The organism is Streptomyces johnsoniae, assembly GCF_031845565.1.
GTDB lineage: Bacteria > Actinomycetota > Actinomycetes > Streptomycetales > Streptomycetaceae > Streptomyces > Streptomyces johnsoniae.
Genome location: NZ_JAVREV010000033.1, coordinates 1 through 20,358, shown reverse-complemented (window position 1 = coordinate 20,358; position 20,358 = coordinate 1). Strand labels below are relative to the sequence as shown.

The 20,358-nt window shown below is 72.2% G+C and carries 5 protein-coding genes; 2 read left to right on the top strand and 3 right to left on the bottom strand.

The features are described 5' to 3' along the window. Positions 1 to 67 precede the first annotated feature (67 nt). Positions 68 to 1,075, bottom strand: a complete 1,008-nt coding sequence (locus tag RM779_RS32865) for a multicopper oxidase domain-containing protein (protein ID WP_311621462.1) — start codon at positions 1,073 to 1,075, stop codon at positions 68 to 70. A 224-nt stretch (positions 1,076 to 1,299) separates the two neighbouring features. Here RM779_RS32865 and RM779_RS32860 point away from each other — a divergent pair, with 224 nt between their 5' ends. Both RM779_RS32860 and RM779_RS32855 read left to right on the top strand, forming a co-directional pair. Beyond that, positions 1,300 to 3,663, top strand: coding sequence for a ThuA domain-containing protein (locus RM779_RS32860; protein WP_311621461.1), 2,364 nt, complete (start codon positions 1,300 to 1,302; stop codon positions 3,661 to 3,663). A 33-nt stretch (positions 3,664 to 3,696) separates the two neighbouring features. Next, positions 3,697 to 5,685: an OmpL47-type beta-barrel domain-containing protein gene (locus RM779_RS32855; RefSeq protein ID WP_311621460.1), complete on the top strand. Its 1,989-nt coding sequence runs from the start codon at positions 3,697 to 3,699 to the stop codon at positions 5,683 to 5,685. 93 nt (positions 5,686 to 5,778) lie between these two features. On the opposite strand, the gene RM779_RS32850 is transcribed toward RM779_RS32855, so the two are convergent. Together RM779_RS32850 and RM779_RS32845 are read right to left on the bottom strand one after the other, a co-directional pair. Continuing rightward, positions 5,779 to 11,352 carry a type I polyketide synthase gene (locus tag RM779_RS32850; RefSeq protein WP_311621459.1) on the bottom strand — a complete coding sequence of 1,858 codons (5,574 nt, stop codon included), beginning with the start codon at positions 11,350 to 11,352 and terminating at the stop codon, positions 5,779 to 5,781. 253 nt (positions 11,353 to 11,605) lie between these two features. Further along, on the bottom strand, positions 11,606 to 20,358 hold an 8,753-nt coding region (locus RM779_RS32845), incomplete at its 5' end, for an SDR family NAD(P)-dependent oxidoreductase (protein WP_394813450.1).

The following is a 20,358-nucleotide window of genomic DNA, read 5'->3' as shown; positions in this document are numbered from 1 at the left end:
CGGTGTGGGGGGGGGGGGGGGGGGGGGGGGGGGCGGGGGGGGGGCGGCCCCCACGGCGGGATGGAGGTCAGTGATGTGCGTGTCCCGAGCCCGCCGGGTCCGCTGGCCGCTGGGCGCCGGCGGTGTCCGCGCCGTGCCCGCCGTGTCCCGGGTCCCCGCCGGGCACGCTGCCGTCGGCCCGGGTGACGGTGAAGTGCCCGGCCATGCCCATGTCGGAGTGGCTCTGCACATGGCAGTGGTACATCCAGTGCCCGGGGCCGACGTTCTCGCCCGCGACGACCTGGAAGCCGAAGGAGTCGCCGGGTCCGCAGATCTTGTTGTCGATGACCTGGCTGGTGTCGTCGGGTCCGGCGAGGTAGCCGGTGCGGTTGTCGGCCCACCGGTGACCGTGCACGTGGAAGGTGTGGTACAGCTCGCCGTGCGTGATCACGATGAACTCGCAGCGTTCGCCGAGCTTCGCGGTGAAGTTCGGCGCCTGCGTCCTATTGTTGGTCGTCATGTCGTTGAAGACGACGGTGAACTGGTGGTCCGGCACGATGTCGTCCTGGCGTCTGACCACCAGCGGCCCGTACAGGCCCTTCTGAAGTCCGCCCGTCCCGTGGTCGGTTCCGACGACGTGGTCGTGGTAGTTCCAGTAGCCGGCGCTGCCGGCGATCGCCGTGCCGTCCTCGCGCGTGCCGGGGGCGTGGCTGTTCCAGGTGTACAGCCGGGACTCGCCGGGCTCGACGATGCTGTTGGTCATGCGCGTGCCGTCGCTGTCGATCGTGTAGTCGACGCCGTGCACGTGGAGGCTGACGGCGACATCCGCGTTGTTGACGAGGTCGATCTGGAGGGTGTCGCCCTCGTACATCTCCAGCAGCGGCCCGGGTATCTGCGCCTCGCCGGGGGCGAGCCCGTAGCCGAGCTGCCCGTTCGGAAGATTCTCCGCGTACATGGTGATCCGGCGGACCTCGGCCCGTGGCGCCGCGGCGGGCTCCGAGGTCGATCGCAGGGCTGCCGTCAGACCGGCCGGAGCGATGGCCGCCGCGGCTGCGCCACCGGTGAATGCTCGTCGGGAAAAGCCTGGTCGCCGCATGTGCTGCGCCTTCCTGAGTCGGCGGTCAGGGGTCCTGATGGCGCCTCATGGTATGGCCGCGACAAGAGTTTGCCCACCCTCAGGACAAAGTTTCCATTTTCCTGGTCATAGTTATTGGCGACTCAGCAAAAGAGGTCTAGCTTCCTAGGGCGTTGCTGCTGTCACCTGAGAGGGGCTGGCGAGCTATGGGCCGCAAGCCACAGGTTTTGGCGCTCGCTGCGACCATGACCATCGCGCTGCTGGGCACCGCCCCGGCAGCCGCACAGAACGAGGAAGCGAGCACGTTGCCGGGGGCCCAGGACCCGCTCGTGCTCGTCTTCCATGCCGCCGACGCACCGGAGGACAGAACGCAGGCCGGGATCTCGGCCATCGAGGCCCTGGGGGCCGAAGGGCCGGCCGACGAGCACTTCGCGGTCGACGCCACCAGCGACCCGGCGGTCTTCACCCCGTCCGGGCTGCTGGACTACAACGCCGTCGTCTTCCTGTCCGCGGACGGCGCGGTACTGAACGCGAATCAGGAGTCCGCACTCCAGAACTACGTGCGGCTGGGCGGCGGGTTCGTCGGCGTCCACGACGCCGCTCTGGCCCAGCCGGAGTCGGAGTGGTTCACCGGCCTCATCGGCTCCAGGCCCGAGGCGGGCGGCCCGGCCGACCCGCAGCGGGCCGTCGTGGAGGTCGGGGACCGCACCAACCCGGCGACGTCAGGACTGCCGCTGGAGTGGGCCAAGTCGGACGTCTGGTTCAACTGGGAGACCAACCCCACCGGCCAGGTGCACACCGTGGCCCGCGTGCGGGAGAGCACCTACGAGCCCGGCGAGGGCGCGGAGGGCTGGGACCACCCGATCTCCTGGTGCCGCGACTACGACGGCGGGCGGTCGTTCTACACCGGCATGGGCGGCACGGCGCAGAGCTTCACGGAGAACAACTTCCGCAAGCACCTGCGCGGCGCCCTGCTGTGGACCAGCCGCCTGGCGCGGGCCGACTGCCAGGCCACGATCACCGACAACTACGAGGCCGAACGGCTCACGGCGCCCAACCAGCCGGGCGAACTCGACCAGATCGGCGAGCCGCACGGCCTCGACATCGCCGACGACGGCCGGGTGTTCTACATCGGCCGCGGCGGGCACTGGGCCGACACCCCCGTGGTCACGGACTGGAACGACCCGCAGATCGGGCTGGGCGAAGGCACCGTGCACGTCTACGACCCGGCGACCGAGGAGGTGTCCCTCGTCGCCACCCTGGACGTCTTCGGCAACAAGGGCGGCGGCGGCGAGCTGGTGAAGATCGAGGAGGGCCTGGTCGGCATCGTCCTCGACCCGGACTTCGCCGAGAACAACTGGATGTACCTGCACTGGACGCCGCACTCCGAGATCGACCGCGAGACGCACATGGGCGAACGCCGCGTGTCCCGCTTCACCCTGGACGAGGAGACCGGCACGCTCGACCTCGCCTCGGAGCAGGTGCTGCTGTCCTGGCCGGTGCAGATCCACAGCTGCTGCCACGCGGGCGGCGGGATGGACTTCGACTCCGCGGGCAACCTGTACATCGCCACCGGGGACACCAACTCCTCGCAGTTCAGCGACGGTTACTCGGGCAACAACCCGGAGCCGAACTTCGAGGGCGTCTCGTTCGCCGACGCCCGCCGCACCGCGGGCAACACCAACAACCTCAACGGCAAGATCCTGCGGATTCACCCGGAGGACGACGGGACCTACACCATCCCGGAGGGCAACCTCTTCACCGGTGAGGAGGAGGGCGGCGGCAAGACCCGCGCCGAGATCTACGTCATGGGCGTGCGCAACCCGTCGCGCATCTCCATCGACCCGCAGACCGACTCGCTCCAGGTCGGCTGGGTGGGCCCCGACGCCGCCGAGCCCAGCACCACCTGGGGTCCGGCGAAGTACGACACGTTCGCCGTCATCACCGAGGCGGGCAACCGGGGCTGGCCCTACTGCATGGGCAACAGCCAGCCGTACCGGGACCGCAACCTGCCGGACCCGACGCAGCCGCTCGGCTGGTACGACTGCGACGCCCCGAAGAACGAGTCCCCGAACAACGACGGCCTGGTGGACATCCCACCGGTCACGGACAACAACATCTGGTATTCCCCGCAGGGCGGCGGTCCCGACTTCCCGCGCGACGCCGAGGGTGTGCCGAGCTACGAGCTCGACGAGCAGACCCTGCGGCTGCCGTGGCTCACGGGCGGTGGCCAGGCCGCGATGAACGGACCCGTCTACCGGTACGACGACTCCCAGGACAGCGAGGTCGCGTGGCCGGAGTACTGGGACGGCAAGTGGTTCGTCGGCGACCACTACGACGCCGACCAGCCACGGCACGCGGTGGTCATGGACCCGGCCAACGCGGGCAGCGGGGGACTTCCGGTGCACGCGGAGAGCCTGGACGAGATCATCCCCACCGGTGAGGGCGGCATCCGCAACCTCATGGACTGGAAGTTCGCGCCCGACGGCTCGATGTACGTCCTGGACTACGGCCGCGGCTTCTTCACCGTGACCGGGGAATCCGCGCTGTGGCGCGTCACCTACACGGGCGGCGAGGCGACCCCGCTCCCCCAGGACCTGGCCGGCTAGCGAAGCAAGGCTCCGAGAAGGACGGAAACACGTATGACGCACGGCAGTGTCCTCGGGGGCGGTCCCCGAGGCCCGAGACTCCTCTCCCGGGCGCCCACGACACGGCGCCTCCTGGCCCTGCTGGTGACCCTTTGCCTGGGCGCGCTGACGCTGGTGACCCTCCCGTCCGCCCGGGCCGACGCGCCCCGCGGCGGGAGCGAACCGGCGGCGGTCCAGGAACTGGTCTGGACGGCCGGCAACGACCTCGATCGCTACGTGACCCAGCCGACCACGGCGGTCGCGGGCGAGACGACCATCATCTTCGAGAACAGCGCGGCCACCGGGAACACCACCAGCATGCCGCACACCCTGACGTTCGACACCTCCAACCCCGACTACAACAACGACGTCGACGTCAACATCATGGCCAACCCCAATGACGCCAACGGCGGGCGGTGGGAGGTCACGGCGACCCTGACCCCGGGCACCTACCGCTTCTTCTGCGCGATCCCCGGTCACGGGGCGATGCAGGGCGAGCTGGTCGTCACCGAGGACGGCGGCGGTGGCGAGGACACCACCCCGCCCGAGGTGACGCCCACCGTCGAGGGCGAGCAGGACGCCGACGGCAACTACGTCGGCAGCGCCACCGTCTCGCTGGCGGCCACCGACGAGGGCTCCGGCGTCGAGAACATCGAATACGCCCTCGACGGCGGCGAGTTCGCGCCCTACGAGGCGCCGGTCGTCCTCGACACGGTCGGCGAGCACACCATCGCCTACCGCGCGAGCGACGTGGCGGGGAACGTCTCGGAGGACCAGGAGACCACCGTGAACGTGGTCGAGCCCTCCGGCGAGGACACCACCCCGCCCGAAGTATCGGCCACCGTCGACGGCGAACAGGACGCCGACGGCAACTACCTCACCATGGCGACCGTCACCCTGGCGGCCACCGACGACAGCTCCGGCGTGGCCGGCATCGAATACGCCGTCAACGGCGGCGACTTCGCGCCCTACACCGAGCCGGTGATGGTGCACAGCGTCGGCGAGCACACGGTCAGCTACCGGGCGACCGACAACGCCGGGAACTCCTCGGAGCCCGGCTCGTCCTCCTTCACCGTCGTCGAGGACGACGGCGGTGGCGAGGAGCCGGCCGCCTGCCCGGAGTCCGACGACCGCCCGCTGGTGGTCGTCGGCGACGAGCTGACCAACGTGCCCAACCGCACCGACCGCGACGGCTGCACCGTCAACGAGCGGATCGAGGACGAGGCCGCCTGGTCCTCCCACGGCTCCTTCCTCAACCACGTCCGCCAGGTGACCACCGCGCTGATCGACGACGGCGTCATCGACCAGCGCGGCGCGGACGAGATCAAGGCCGCGGCCGACCGTTCCGACGTCGGCGACCCCGGCAACCGGACGGGCTACGAGGACATCTTCACCGGCACCGCGCAGTCCCTCGACCGCTGGGCCCACGTCGGCGGCGGCGCGTTCGGGCTGAACGACGACGGCTCGATCACCAGCAGCACCGAGGTCGGCGGCATGGGGATGCTGTGGTTCCCCGAGCGGACCTACGACGACTTCGTGCTGCGGCTGAAGTTCCGCGACGACGCGCCCGGCACGGGCTCGGCGAACAGCGGGGTCTTCGTCGGCTTCCCGCGGGTCCACGGCCACCCGGAGGAGTCGCGGCCGGAGTGGGTGGCCATCAACTACGGCCACGAGGTGCAGATCTACGACGGCGCGGGCGGTGACCAGTACAAGACCGGCTCGGTCTACGGCTTCGACCTGGTCAACCGCGGCGAGGCGCTGACCACCCCGAAGGGCACGTGGAACGACTACGAGATCCGCGTGGTCGACCAGCACTACTCCGTCTACCGCAACGGCCTGCTGATCAACGAGTTCACCAACGCGCCGGGACAGCTGTTCTCGCCGCCGCGCGCCGACGACCCGGGCACCGACGGGCGCCAGCACGAGGCGGGCCACATCGGGTTGCAGACCCACGGCACCTCGGACGTGGTCTCGTTCCGCGACGTCCGGATCAGGCCCCTGTAACCGGCCACCGGACCGAACCGACCATCACCGACCCCCCACAGGGCGGAGGGCCTGCCGCAGCCGGCGGCAGGCCCTTCGCCCATTGCGCTCCGCTCAGGCGAGGCCGCGCAGCCAGGCGTCCACCGCCAGGGCGCCCCGACCGGCGTGCTCGGCCTCCAGCATCGAGAAGTGGTCCCCGGGAACGTCCACCAGCGTGTGGTCCAGATGCCAGCTCATCCGCCAGTCGGCGTCGGCCGGGAGCCCGGGCAGCGGCTGACTGGCCCGTGCGAGCAGGGTCGGCGCCTCGATCCGCTTCACCGAGTAGTCCAGGGTGCTGTAGCGGGCCCTGGCCGTGATCCACGCCTCGTCGTCGCCCAAGCCGGCGGCGAGATCCGCGGCCACCTCCTCACCGACGGCACCCGCGGCCTCACCGGACTTGCGCATCAGCGACTCGTTGACCGCGTCGAACCATGCGCGGGAGCGCGCGGAATCGGCGTCCCAGGTGGGCGTGTCGAGCAGCACCAGCGCCCGGGGCCCGGTTCCCGCGCTCTCCAAGCGTGCGGCCACGACGCCGGCGATCAGCCCTCCTGCGGAATGTCCGGCCAGCGCGAACGGCCGCCCCGCCGCCGCCCGCACCGCCGCCTCGGCCAGCGCGTCGGCCAGCGCGTCCACGGAAGCCGGCAGCGGCTCCCCGTCGGAAAAGCCCGGCAGACCGAGTACCTGTACCCGCCTGCCGTTCCCGAAACCGGCGCCGAAGGGCCCGTAGTAATAGGGGCTCTGCTGCCAGGCGTAGGAAGGGAAGCACAGCAGCATCGGCTCCGCCGCACCCTCGCTGAGGGGCACCAGGCGCGGCTCACTCGACAGCTCCGCCGAACTGACGAAGGAGGGCCGGAACGACGCCATGCCGACGGTCAGATCGTGGATCTCCGCGAGCTTCCCCTCGGCACAGGCACGCAGGAAAAGCGCGGTGAGGCCCTCGCCGCCCCGCGGCTGTTCGGCCTCCCCTCCCTCACCGAGCAGACCGGCCAGGTAGCGGCCGATGGCGGCCGGCGTCGGGTGGTCCACGGCGAGCCCGCCGGGCAGGCGCAGGCCGGTGAGGGTGCTCAGCCGCTTCCTGAGGCTGGTCGCGGTGAGGGAGTCGAAGCCCATAGAGGTGATCGGCTGGTTGATCCCGACGTCCTCCGGCCCGCCATGGCCGAGCAACTCCGCCATCTGGGCACGCACCAGGGTGGTGACGGATTCGGCCCGCTCGCGGTCGGGGAGCACGGCCAGTTGGTCCCGCAGGGAACCTTCCGCACTCGCCCCGCCCACCGTGTCGGCGGAACGCCTGGCGCGAATCTCCAGCGCGCCGCGCACCTCCTCGATGGCGGAGAAGAACGGGTTCGGCGCGCCGCTCTCCACGCCGGCGGCGACATGGTCCCAGTCGACGGCACTGATCACCGGCGTCGTCTCGTCACGACCGAACTCCCGCCACAGGGCGTCGATGCCCAGCTCCCGGTCCATCTCGTCCAAGGCCCGCGTCCCGGCCGCGGCTCCGCTCCTTCCCTCGGCGTCGGCCCAACGGCCGAAGGCCACCGAGGTCGCCGGCAGGCCCTCCCCGCGGCGCCGCTCGGCCAGCGCATCGAGAAAGGCGCCGCCCGGCAGGTGGTCGCCGCCCCGTGCCGGGCCGAACTCCGATGCGCAGGAGGAGAAGAGCACGAACGCGGTGAGGTTCCGGTGCCGGGTGAGCGTGTGCAGGTGCGTGGCACCCTCCAGGCGCTCCCGCAGTCCGGCCGACTCCCCTCCGGCGGCGTCGCCTTCGGGCAGAGCCCCGGCGACGTGCAGGACGGCCGTCAGCGGCTGGTCCTCCGGCGCGCGATCGAGAACGGCCGCGACCTGGTCGCGGTCCCCGAGGTCGCAGGGCACGACGGTGATCCGCCCGGCCCCCGACTCCAGCAACTCCGCCTCGAACGCGGTGCTGTCAGTGACCGCGGCGCCGTGCGGAGTGGTCAGCAGCAGGTGTGGCGTTCCCGCGCGGGCCAGCCGCCTGGCCACCTGGGCGCCGAGCGGTCCCGTGCCGTCGGTGACCAGGACCGTGCCGTCCGGGAGCCATTCCTGCGCCGCGGGCGCGTCGCCGAGCGGAGCGCGCCGCAGCCTGCGGCCGAAGAGGCCGGAGGCGCGCACAGCCGCCTGGTTCTCACCCGCCGAGCCGGACAGCACGCCGGCCACCCGGCCACGCGCCCGCTCGTCCAGCGCGACCGGAAGGTCGATCATCCCTCCCCAGCGCCTGGCGAGGGCGGGCCCCTCGCTCCGGCCCGTCTCCCAGACCAGCGCCTGCCACGTCGAGGGGGCGGGGTCGGAGCCGGTCACCGAGACGGCGCCCCGGGTGGCGTACCACAAGCGCGCGGCCAGGCCGGAGTCGTTTAGCACCTCGGGCAGGGCGGCTGACGCGGCCACGCCCACCGAAACGGCCCCGCCGTCCGGGTGCGGCCGTTCGTCCATTCCGAGCAGCGACAGCACGCCGGTGATGCGATCCTCCGAGTGCGCCTCCAGGGCTTCGCCGAGTACCGCGGCGAGCCCGGCCCGGCCGGTGCGCTCGGCGCCGACCACGAGCCGCAGCGGCCGGGCACCGTGCTCCGTCAGGGCGAGCGCGCAGCCGTCCACCAGCTCCGGGGAGGCGCCCGCTTCCGGGACCATCAGCAGCCAGGTACCGGAGAGGGGCTCGGGCGGAACCCCGCCGACCGGCTGCCAGGTGACGCGGTAGCGCCAGGAGTCGATCACGGCCGCGTCCCTGCTGCGCTGACGCCAGGCGGCCAGCTTGGGCAGCACGCTGGGCAACGGCGCCTGCCGCTCCTCGTCGTCGAGCTCCAGCGCGTCGGCGAGCGCGCTCAGGTCCGTGTGCTCGACGGCCTCCCAGAACCGGGCCTCGGCCTGGTCGTCGCGTATCCCCGCGGGGCCGGAGACGACAGCGTCGGTGGAGGCACCCAGCCAGTAGGGGCGTCGCTGGAACGGGTAGGTGGGCAGGTCCACCCGGGTGCCGGCGGCGATGACGTCGGTCCAGTCCACGGCGACGCCGCGCGTCCACGCCTGTCCGAGAGAGAGCTGGAAACGGTCGAGGCCCCCGTGGCCGCGCCGCAGGGTGCCGACGTAGGCCAAGTCGACGTCGGCCTCCTCGGCAGTGTCCGAAACCGGGGCCTGGAGCACGGGATGTGGGCTGATCTCGATGAACGTCCGGTAGCCGGCCGAAAGGAGGGAACGCACCACCGGCTCGAACTCCACCGGCCTGCGGCAGTTCTCGTACCAGTAGGCGGAGTCCAGTTCCGGGCCCGCGAGCACCTCGCCGGTCACCGTGGAGTGCATGGGAACGGAACCGGAACGCGGACGGACGAAAGAAAGCACGTCGACGAGACGCTCCCGCAGCGGCTCCACCTGAGGACTGTGCGAGGCCAGCGAAGGCGACAGCACAGTGGCCCGCACCCCCCGTTCCTTCAGCGTGGCGACTAGCTCCTTCACGGGCTCCGGCTCGCCTGCCACGGTGGACGCCCGCGGCCCGTTGACGCCGGAAATCACCAGGGCGTCGCCATAGGGGGCGACCAGCTCGTCCAGCTCCGCGCGCGGCAGCGCCACGGTGGCCAACAGCCCTTTGCCGAGCAGTTCGTCGACGAATATCCGGATGCGCTGGGCCATCAGCCGCGCCCCGTCCTCGATGGAGAGCGCACCGGTGACGCAGGCGGCGGCGATCTCGCCCTGGGAGTGCCCGACCACGACGTCCGGCTTCACCCCGTGGGAGCGCCACAACGCGGCCAGCGACACCATGACCGCGAACAGGACGGGGGAAACCACATCCGGCCGGACCAGGTCCGGCGCGCCCTCGGCGCCGCGCAGCACATCCTCCACCGACCAGTCCACGTAGACCTCAAGGGCGGAGGCCACCTCACGGAAGCGCTGGGCGAACACAGGCGCGGTGTCGAGAAGCTCGGCGGCCATGCCGACCCACTGCGAGCCGTGACCGGGAAAGAGGAAAACCACCTTCCCACCCGCGTCCGCCGGTCCGGTGACCACTCCGGGAGTACGGTCCGTCACCTTTCCGCTCGCCAGAAGCTCCAGGCCCGGGACGAAGGACGCGGTCTCGTCGCCCACCACGACGGCGCGCTGCTCGATGAAGGCAGTCCTGGTGCCGGCCAGGGAGCAGGCGATGTCACGGGGGGACACGTCGGGGTTCCGCTCCACGTGGGCGCGCAGCCAGCGGGCCTGGTCGCGCAGCGCGCCGGGCGACCTTGCGGAGAGCAACCACGGTGCCGGGCCGCCGGCGTCCACGCGCTCGGGGGCGGCCCGCCCGGCGGCCGACGCCTGGAAGTCGGCCTGCTCGACGATGACATGGGCGTTGGTACCGCTGATACCGAAGGCGGAGACACCAGCACGGCGCGGCTGCCCGGTGTCCTGCCAAGGCCGGTGTTCCCGCAGCAGTTCGACGCCGCCCCTCGACCAGTCGATGCGCGGCGAGGGCCGGTCCACGTGGAGGGTTTTGGGGAGCACGCCGTTGCGCACGGCCATGACCATCTTGACGACACCCGCGACTCCGGCGGCCGCCAGCGCGTGGCCGAGGTTGGACTTGATGGACCCCAGCCACAGGGGCCGGTCCTCGGGGCGCTGCTTGCCGTACACGTCCAGCAGCGCGTGTGCCTCGATCGGGTCGCCCAGCTTGGTGCCGGTGCCGTGCGCCTCGACGGCGTCGATCTGGTCGGCCGTCAGGTTGGCGTTCCGCAGGGCCTGCTGGATGACCTTGCGCTGGGCGCGGCCGTTGGGTGCGGTCAGGCCGTTGCTCGGGCCGTCGTGGTTGATGGCGGAACCCGCGAGAAGTGCCAGCACGGGATGGCCGTTGCGCCGCGCGTCGGTGAGGCGCTCCAGCAGCAGCACCCCGATGCCCTCGGAGAAGGCGGTGCCGTCCGCGTCCGCGTCGAAGGAACGGCAACGGCCGCCGAAGGCCAGCACGTCGTGGGAGTCGGCTCCGACGAAGAGCTCGGGCGATGCCAGCACCGTGGCACCGCCGGCCAGCGCGAGGTCGCACTCCCCGGCGCGCAGGGCCTGGAGGGCCTGGTGGATGGCAACCAGCGAGGAGGAACACGCGGTGTCCAGGGTGACGGCCGGGCCCTGGAGGCCGAGGGTGTAGCTGACGCGGCCGGCGATCGCGTACGCGGCGCTGCCCGTGATGAGCTGGCCCTCGTACCCCTTGGACGCGTCGCCGAGGTTCTGTCCGTAGGTGGGGCCGGTGGCGCCGAAGTAGACGCCCGTGAGCGAGTTCCTCAGAGTGGCGGGCACGACGCCGGCGCGCTCCACGGTCTCCCAGGACACCTGGAGCAGCAGGCGCTGCTGCGGGTCCATGGTGAGAGCCTCCCTCGGCGAGATGCCGAAGAAGGCGGCGTCGAACTCGTCGGCGTCCGGGAGGAAGGCTCCCTCGGTGCCCTGGAGGGTCTCCGGGTTCCAGCCGCGGTTGTCGGGAATGCCCGACACCGCGTCCCCCTCGTTCATCAGGAACTCCCACAGTGCCTCGGGGGAGTCGGCGCCGCCCGGGAAGCGACAGCCCATCGCCACGACGGCGACTGGTTCCCGCGTCGCGGCGACCAGTTCGTCGTTCTGCCGCCGCAGCTGCTCGTTCTCCACCATCGACGCCCGAAGCGCCGCGATGACCTCTTCGGTGGAAGTGCTCATGCCGGTGATCTCCGCTCACGTCGTGTCGCGCCGGGGCGTGCCGCACAGGCGCGGACGCCTTCGATTCTCCGCGGGCACACCACCAGTCCCCCCTGGGATCACCCCTGGCAGCACCCCAGACCTGATCGGGGCGCACCGGGGCATCACCCGGAGCTTCCGTGTTCCGCCGCCGGGCGCGGATCTCCGCGCCCATGGGCGGTACTGACAATCGGCCACGGCCCGGCGCCGTCCGGCGGCGCCGGGCCGGGTCGGGTCAGGGCGCGTTCTTGCCCAACGCCCTGCTCACCAGGTCGGCCACGTCCATGGTCTCCAGGGACTGTGCCGCCTGTTCCTTCGTTTCGCCGTCCGCCTCGGCGTCCTCACCGAGGCCGGTCAGGCGGCGCAGGATGCCCATCACTCCGGACTCGCGGAAGGTGTCCATGGGGATGTCCGCCAGAGCCCTGCGGAACTCCTCCTCGAACGGATCACGCTTGTCCGCGGTGTCGCCGCCTTCCGGCGCGATCTCCTCCAGCAGGTGTTCGGCCAGCTCCTCCGGCGTCGGGTAGTCGAAGACCGTGGTCGCCGCCAGCCGGACGCGCGTCGCGGCGCTGAGCCGATTGCGCAGTTCCACGCCGGTCAGCGAGTCGAGGCCGACCTCGCGGAACGGCCGGTCCGCGCGGATCTGTTCGAGCCCGGCGTGGCCGAGGACCAACGATGCCTGCTCCCTGACGAGGTCCACGAGCATCTGCTGCCGCTCGGCGGCGGAGACGCCGGCCAGCGCCCGCAGCAGCCGGTCGGACTCCGGGGCGGAGCTTCCCTCACCCGCCGTCCGGCGGGCCGGGGCCCGCACCAGAGCGCGCAGCATTCCGGGGATCTCCTCGGAGGCCGCCCGGGAGCGGATGGCCTTGAGGTCGAGCCGGGCGGGCACGACCCGCGCTTCGCCCACCTCACGCGCCGCGTCGAACAGCGCGAGCGCCTCGGCGGACGGCATCGCCCGCACGCCGCCGCGCAGCGCCCGTTGCCGGTCGCTCTCGCCGAGCTTCGTGGTCATCCCGCTGGCCTGCTCCCACAGGCCCCAGGCCATCGAGACGGCGGGCAGGCCGCGCCGGTATCGGCGTTCGGCCAGGGCGTCCAGTGTCGCGTTCGCCGCGGCGTAGTTGGCCTGTCCCGCGCCGCCCAGCACCCCTGCGATGGAGGAGAAGAGGACAAAGGCCGACAGCTCCATGCCGGCCGTCAGCTCATCGAGGTGCAGTGCCGCGTCCACCTTGGAGCGGATCACGCGGTCGACCTGCTCCCGCGAGAGCGAGCCGATCACGCCGTCGTCCACCACGCCAGCGGCATGGATCACGGCGGTCAGCGGACGCCCGCCGGGCAGCGTGGCCAACAGCGACGCCACCGCCTCGCGGTTGGCCACGTCACAGGCCACCACATCGGCCTCGGCGCCGAGCGCCTTCAGGTCGCCGACGAGTTCCGCCACGCCCTCGGCGGCGTTGCCGCGCCGACCGACCAACAGGATGTGCCGGGCGCCGTGGCGTTCGACCAGGTGACGGGCCACCAGGCCACCCAGGGTGCCGGTGCCCCCGGTGATCAGCACGGTGCCCTCGGGGTCCATGTCGAGCGGAACGCTCAGGACCACCTTGCCGACGTGCCGCGCCTGGCTGATGAAGCGGAACGCCTCCCTGCTCCGGCGCACGTCCCAGGTGCGCACCGGGAGGGTCCGGAACACGCCGCGCTCCAGTTGTTCGACGATCTCGCGCAGCCAGCCGCCCAGCCGGGCATGGCTCACGTCTCCCAGATCGAAGGCGCGGTAGCGGACTCCCGGATGGGAGGCCGCGACGGTTTCCGGGTCCCGGATGTCGGACTTGCCCATTTCCATGAACCGGCCGCCGCGCGGCATCAGGTCGAGCGAGGCGTCCAGGAATTCGCCGGCCAAAGAGTTCAGTACCACGTCCACGCCTCGGCCTCCGGTGGTGGCGAGGAAGGCGTCCCGGAAGTCCAGGGTCCGGGAGGAGGCGATGTGGGCGTCGTCCAGCCCGAGTTCGCGCAGTACGTGCCACTTGCCGGGGCTGGCCGTGGCGAACACCTCCGCTCCCAGGTGCCGGGCGACCTGGATGGCCGCCATCCCCACACCGCCGGCGCCCGCGTGCACCAGCACCGTATCGCCCGGCCCGACGCCCGCCAGGTCGGCAAGGCCCATCCAGGCGGTCAGGAAGACCACCGGGACACCAGCCGCCCGCTCGAATGTCCAGTCGTCGGGCATCCGGACCACGGCACCGTGGTCGCCGCGGGCGATCGGGCCGAAGCACTCGGTCAGCACGCCGAACACGCGGTCACCGGGCGCGAGGCCGTCCACGGCGGAGCCGGTCTCGATGACGACGCCGGCCGCCTCGCCGCCGAGGACGGGCGCAAGGTCGCCAGCGGCCATCCCGATGGACAGCAGCACATCGCGGAAGTTGACACCGGCGGCACGCACCGCGACCCGCACCTCGTCGGGGCCCAGTGGCTCCTCGGCGTCGGCACGCGGCACGAGGGCCAGGTCGTCCAGCGTGCCGGACGTTCCCCGCACGGCCAGGTGCCAGTCCGCCGTGGCCGGCGGCAGCAGGGTTTCGGCCGACGAGAGCGGGACCAGGCGCGGCACGGTCACTTCGCCGCCCCGCAGCCGCAACTGCGGCTCGCCGGTGGCGACGGCCGAGGTAATCAGAGGCAGGTCGGGAATGTCCTGGTCGCTTTCCACCAACACGAACCTGCCGGGATTCTCCGACTGCGCGGCGCGGACGAGTCCCCACACGGCGGCGTGGGACAGCACGCCGTCCCGGGTCACCAACGCCAGTCGGGCATCGCCGAACGCGGTCTCGGCCAGCCACCGCTGGGCCAGGTCGAGCGCCTCGTTGGCGGCGTCACCCACCTCGGCGTCCAACCGGACGGGGACGACCACCAGTTCGGGAACAGCCCCCTCGGCGAGGCCGGCCAGTTCGTCGGCGTCCCGCGCGACCACGGCACGCGTCGCCACGCCGTCGGGTGCCTGGACGGGCACCCAATCGACGCGGAACAGCGCCTCCGACGCGGCGGACCGCTCCCGCAGGCTTTCCGCCGACATGGGCCGCAGCGCCAGCGCGCCGATGGAGGCCACCGGCCGGCCGGCGCCGTCGGCGGCCGTCACCGAGATGGTGTCGCCGCCGGCGGACGCCATCCGCACCCGGAGCACCGAGGCACCGGTGGCGGCGAGTTCGACATCCTGGAAGGAGAAGGGCAGCAGCGGCACGCCGTCACCGGAGTCACGGTCGCCCAGCAGCGCGACGGGGTGCAGCGCGGCGTCGAGCAGCGCGGGATGCAGGCCGAAGCCCGAGGTGTCCGTCGAACCGGGCAGGGCCACTTCCGCGAAGACCTCGCCGCCGCGGCGCCAGGCGGCGCGCAGCCCCTGGAAGACCGGGCCGTACGCGGAACCGGCCTCGGTGAGCGTGACGTAGAAGTCCGTCAGGTCCACCTCCTCGGCACCGCTGGGCGGCCAGACGGCCAGGTCGCCGACCTCGGCCGGGGCTGCGTCCGTCAGTGTGCCGACCGCGTGCTGCGCCCAGGTTTCGCCACCGCCGTGGTCGACGGTGTCCTCGGACCGGCTGTAGACGGCGAAGTTCCGCGCGCCCGACTCCTCCGGCGCGTCCACGATGACCTGGAGCTGCACCGCACCGCGCTCGGGAACGATCAGCGGGGCCTGCAGAGTGAGTTCCTCGACCCGGCCGCAACCGACCTCGTCCCCCGCCTGGACGACGAGGTCGACGAAGGCCGTGCCCGGCAGCAGCACCGCACCACCGATCCGGTGGTCGGCCACCCAGGTCTCGACCGACCGGGACAGCCGCCCGGTCAGCACCACGCCCCGGCCGTCCGCCATCGGCACGCCGGCGCCGAGCAGCCGGTGCCCGTTCGCCCCGGAGCCCGCCACCGAGGACGAGCGCAGCCAGTAACGCTCCCGCTGGAAGGGATACGTCGGCAGGTCCACCCGGCGCCCGCCGGCACACACGGCCTTCCAGTCCACATCCGCGCCGGCGACCCACACTCGGGCCAGTCCTGTGAGTACCGACACCGCCTCCGGGCGGTCCTTGCGGCCGAGCGCGGCGACCACCACCGCGTCGGAGTCGGGCACGCACTGCGCGGCCATGCCGCTCAGGGTGCCGTCCGGACCGATCTCCAACAGGTGGCCGACGCCGTCACCGCGCAGCACCTCGATCGCGTCGGCGAACCGCACGCCCTCCCGGACGTGCCGCACCCAGTACTCGGGGGTGGTCAGGTCGCCCTCGCCCGCCCGCAGGCCCGTCAGCGTGGAGATGACCGGAAGGTCGGGACTGCCGTAGGTGAGCCGCGCGGCCACGGCCTTGAACTCGTCCAGCATCGGCTCCATCAGCGGCGAGTGGAACGCGTGGCTCACCCGCAGCCGACGGGTCTTGGTCCCGCGCCCGGCGAACTCCTCGGCCACGGCGGTGACCTCGGCTTCGGCGCCGGAGACCACCACGGCGGCCGGTCCGTTCACCGCGGCGATGCCGATGGACGCCGAGCGCCCGGCCAGCGCGCCGAGTACCTCGGCCTCCGGTGCGGCGATGGCCACCATGGCCCCGCCCGCGGGGAGTTGTTGCATCAGTCGGCCGCGTGCCGCGACAAGCGCACATGCGTCGTCGAGCGAGAGGACCCCGGTCACGTGCGCGGCCGCTATCTCGCCCACGGAATGCCCCACCAGGACCCGTGGCCGAACTCCCCAAGAGGTGACCAGGCGGTAGAGCGCCACCTCGAAGGCGAACAGCGCAGGCTGAGCCCACTCGGTGCGCTCCAGCTCCGCCTCGTCGGTACCGAAGACCACGTCGTTCAGCGGCTGAGGCAAGAGCTTGTCGAGGGCCTCACAGACCTCGTCCCAGGCCTGGGCGAATACGGGGTGCACAGCGCGCAGTTCGCGGCCCATTCCCAGACGCTGTGCGCCCTGGCCGGCGAACAGCAGACCGACCCGGCCATCCTCGCCGCGCACGGTGCCGCTGACGACGCCTGGCACCTCGGCGCCCGTGGCCAGTGCTGCTGCCGCCGACACGAGTTCCTTGCGCCCGTCGCCCAGGACCACGGAACGGTAGGCGAACGCGGACCGGGTCGCCGCCAGCGACCAGCCGACGTCCACGTTTGCGGGCCGACCCGACGCGCCCGAGCCACCGCGCTCGTCGAGGAAGGCGAGCAGCCGCTCGGCCGCCGCCCCCACCGCCGCCTGGCCGCGCCCGGAGAACACCCAGGGCAGCGTGCCGGCGCTTTCCGGGTCCGCGGCGCCTGCCGGCTCCGGGGCCGGCTCGGGCGTGGGGGCCTGCTCCAGCACCACGTGGGCGTTGGTGCCGCTCACTCCGAAAGCCGAGACGCCGGAACGGCGCGGCCTGCCGGTCTCGGGCCACGGCCTGGTCTCGCTCAGCACCTCGACGGCACCGTCCGACCAGTCGATGTGGGAGGACGGGCTGTCCACGTGCAGTGTCGCGGGCAGCACGCCGTGCCGCAGGGCCATGGCCATCTTGATCACACCGGCGATACCGGCGGCGGCCTGGGGGTGGCCGATGTTCGACTTGATCGAGCCGATCCACAGCGGTTCCCCGGCACCCCTGTCTTGACCGTACGTGGCCATGAGCGCCTGCGCCTCGATCGGGTCGCCCAGCATGGTGCCCGTGCCGTGCGCCTCCACCACGTCGACATCGGCGGCCGAGAGGCCGGCGTTGTCCAGAGCCTGGCGGATCACCCGCTGTTGGGAGGGGCCGTTGGGGGCCGTCAGCCCGTTGCTGGCACCGTCCTGGTTGATGGCCGAGCCGCGCACGACGGCCAGTACGGTGTGCCCGTTACGGCGCGCGTCCGAGAGCCGCTCCACCAGAATCACGCCGACGCCCTCGGACCACGAGGTCCCGTCGGCCGCGTCGGCGAACGCCTTGCAGCGGCCGTCGGGGGCCAGACCGCCCTGGCGGCTGAACTCGACAAAGACATCGGCGTCGGGCATCACCGCGGCGCCGCCGACGAGCGCCATGGTGCACTCGCCCAGCCGCAGTGCCTGCGCGGCGTAGTGCAGGGCGACCAGGGATGAGGAGCAGGCGGTGTCCACAGTGGCCGCCGGGCCTTCGAGGCCGAGGACATAGGCGATCCGGCCGGACAGCACGCTGGCCGCGTTGCCGGTCATGGTGAAACCCTCAAGGCCGTCCGGCAGGTTGACCAGGCCGTTGACATAGTTCCGGTGGCCGGCGCCCGCGAACACGCCCACCTGGCTGCCCTGGAGAGAGGCAGGATCGATGCCGGCGCGCTCGACGGCCTCCCAGGATGTCTCCAGCAGCAGCCGCTGCTGGGGGTCCATCGCCAGCGCCTCGCGCGGCGAGATCCCGAAGAATGCCGCGTCGAACTCCGCCGCGTCGTACAGGAAACCGCCCTCGCGGACATAGGTCTTGCCGCGCGCCTGCGGGTCCGGGTCGTAGAGGCCCTCCACGTCCCAGCCACGGTCGGTGGGGAACTCACCTATCGCGTCGACTCCGTCGCTGACCAGACGCCACAAGTCCTCCGGGGAGGAGACACCGCCCGGGAAGCGGCAGGCCATGCCCACGATGGCGATCGGCTCGTCGGCGGCCACGGCAGCGGGGGCGGCGGAGGCGGCGGGCACCGGCGCGGAAACCCGCCCGATCAACTGTTCTCGCAGGAACCGGGCCAGTGCGACCGGCGTCGGATGGTCGAAGACCAGCGTGGCCGGCAGTTTCAGGCCGGTGGCCACGTTGACGCGGTTCCTGAGGTTGACGGCAATCAGTGAGTCGACACCGAGGTCCTTGAACGGGCGCGTGCCGGACACGGCCCCGCCATCCGCGTGGCCGAGGGCAGCGGCGGCCTGGGCCCGGACCAGCTCGACCAGCTCGCGCTCCTGGTCCGCCTCCGACATCGCTTCAAGCCGCAGCAGCAGGTCCGAGGCGACCGAGGCGCTCCCGGATTCCGTCTTCTTCGCGGCTGCGATGACCCGCCGGGCCTCGGGAATACCGCCGAGGAGCGAGTGGCTCCACTCCGTCTCGCCGACCATGGCCAGCTTCGACCAGTCGATGTCCACGACGGCGAGCACCCCGTCGTCGTCGGCCAGTGCGCGAGCCAGTCCGGCGACGGCCAGTTCCGGGTCCATCGGCAGGGCGCCCTCCTGGGCGAGCCGCTTCCCGGTCTCGCCGCCGGCGAGGCCGCCGCCGCCCCAGGAGCCCCACATCACGGACGTACCGGCGAGGCCCAGGCCACGCCGGTGCAGGACCAGCGCGTCCAGGTAGTTGTTGGCGGAGGCATAGTTGCCCTGCCCGATGCTGGGGAAGACGCTGGCGAAGGAGGAGAACAGCACGAAGGCGGACAGGTCCAGGTGCGCGGTCAGCTCGTGCAGGTGCCGCGCGGCCAGGGCCTTGCCGGCCGCCACCCGGTTCATGCTCTCGGGCGTCAGCGCGTCGATGATCGTGTCGTCCAGCACTCCCGCGGTGTGGAAGACGGCGGTCAGCGGCTGTTCGGCCGGGATGGCCTCTAGCGTGTCCGCCAGCGCCGCACGGTCTGCGGCATCGCAGGCGCTGATCGTCACCTGGGCACCGAGCGCTGTGAGTTCGGCCTTCAGCTCGGCGGCTCCCGGCGCCTCCGCACCCCGCCTGCTGGTGAGCAGGAGGTGCTCGGCACCGCCGCGAGCCAGCCAGCGGGCCACATGGGCGCCGATGGCTCCGGTGCCGCCCGTGATCAGCACGGTGCCGCGTGACGGGAGCCAGCCCCGGGAGGAGGCGCCGTCCGCGGAGGGGGTCCGTACCAAACGGGCGGCGAACAGACCAGCCGGCCTCAGGGCCAACTGGTTCTCCCCACCGGCCCCGGCCAGAACGGCGCCCAGCCGGGTCACGGAACGTTCGTCCGCCACCTCGGGCAGGTCGATCAAACCGCTCGCCCGCTGCGAGTACTCCAGGGCGGCGACGCGGCCGAATCCCCAGGCGTAGGCCTGCGCGGGACTGCTGAGCCGCTCGGTGGCCGAGACGGCGACGGCGCCGCGCGTGACGGTCCACAGGGGAGTCAAGGGCGTCAGATCGCCGAGGGCCTGGACCAGCGCGAGGCCGGTGAGCGCGCCGTTGGTCAGCGCCGGGGCGGCAACGGCCGCTTCCTCGTCGAAGGCGTGCAGGGACAGCACACCGCTGAGGTCTCCGGGCCCGGCGAGCAAGTCCTCGACGAGTCGGGTCAGCTCCGCCCGATCGGCGTCCGGGGCCATGGGCAGAAGCAGGACCTCGGCGCCGCGTTCGCGCAGAGCCCGGGCGCAGGCCTGGGTCCATGGGGCGTCGGCGAGGCCGACGGGGAACGCGAGCAGCCAGCTGCCCTCCAGGCGGCCGGTGGTGCTCTCCGGCAGGGACTGCCAGGAAAGGTCATAGCGCCACGTGTCCAGCGCCGAGCGCTCGCGGCTGCGGCGGCGCCATGCGGCGAGCGCCGGCAGCAGGTCACGGAGCTTGTCGTCGTCGCACTCCAGCGAAGCGGCCAACTCCTGGATGTCTCCGCGTTCGACGGCCTCCCAGAACGTGGCTTCCACGACATCGGTGGCCCCGACGGCCTCGGTGTCCTCGGGGGCGACTCCCTCCAGCCAGTATCGCTGTCGCTGAAAGGGGTACGTCGGCAGGTCGACCTTGGCGGGCTTCACCGGGAAGAGGCCGGACCAGTCCACCGGCAGGCCGGCCACGTAGGCCTCGGCCAGGGAGGTGAGGTACCGGCCCGCGCCTCCCTCACCGCGCCGCAGCGATCCGATGGTCGCGGCCCGGGCGCCCACGGCCTCGGCGCTCTCGCCGGTGCCCACGGCCAGCACGGGGTGGCCGCTGCACTCGATGAACACCGAGTATTCGGCGCCGAGCAGCGCCTCGGTGGCCTTCTGGAACTCGACCGTCTCCCGCAGATTCCGCACCCAATAATCCGCGTCCAGACCAGCCGTATCCCACACACCACCCACCACCGTCGAATAAAACGGCACCCGCGACGACCTCGGCTCCACCCCCGCCAACGCCTCCC

Coding starts and splice junctions, on each gene's coding strand:
- RM779_RS32860 (WP_311621461.1), top strand. CDS start 1,300: ATGACCATCGCGCTGCTGGGCACCGCCCCGGCAGCCGCACAGAACGAG.
- RM779_RS32865 (WP_311621462.1), bottom strand. CDS start 1,075: ATGCGGCGACCAGGCTTTTCCCGACGAGCATTCACCGGTGGCGCAGCC.
- RM779_RS32855 (WP_311621460.1), top strand. CDS start 3,697: ATGACGCACGGCAGTGTCCTCGGGGGCGGTCCCCGAGGCCCGAGACTC.
- RM779_RS32850 (WP_311621459.1), bottom strand. CDS start 11,352: ATGAGCACTTCCACCGAAGAGGTCATCGCGGCGCTTCGGGCGTCGATG.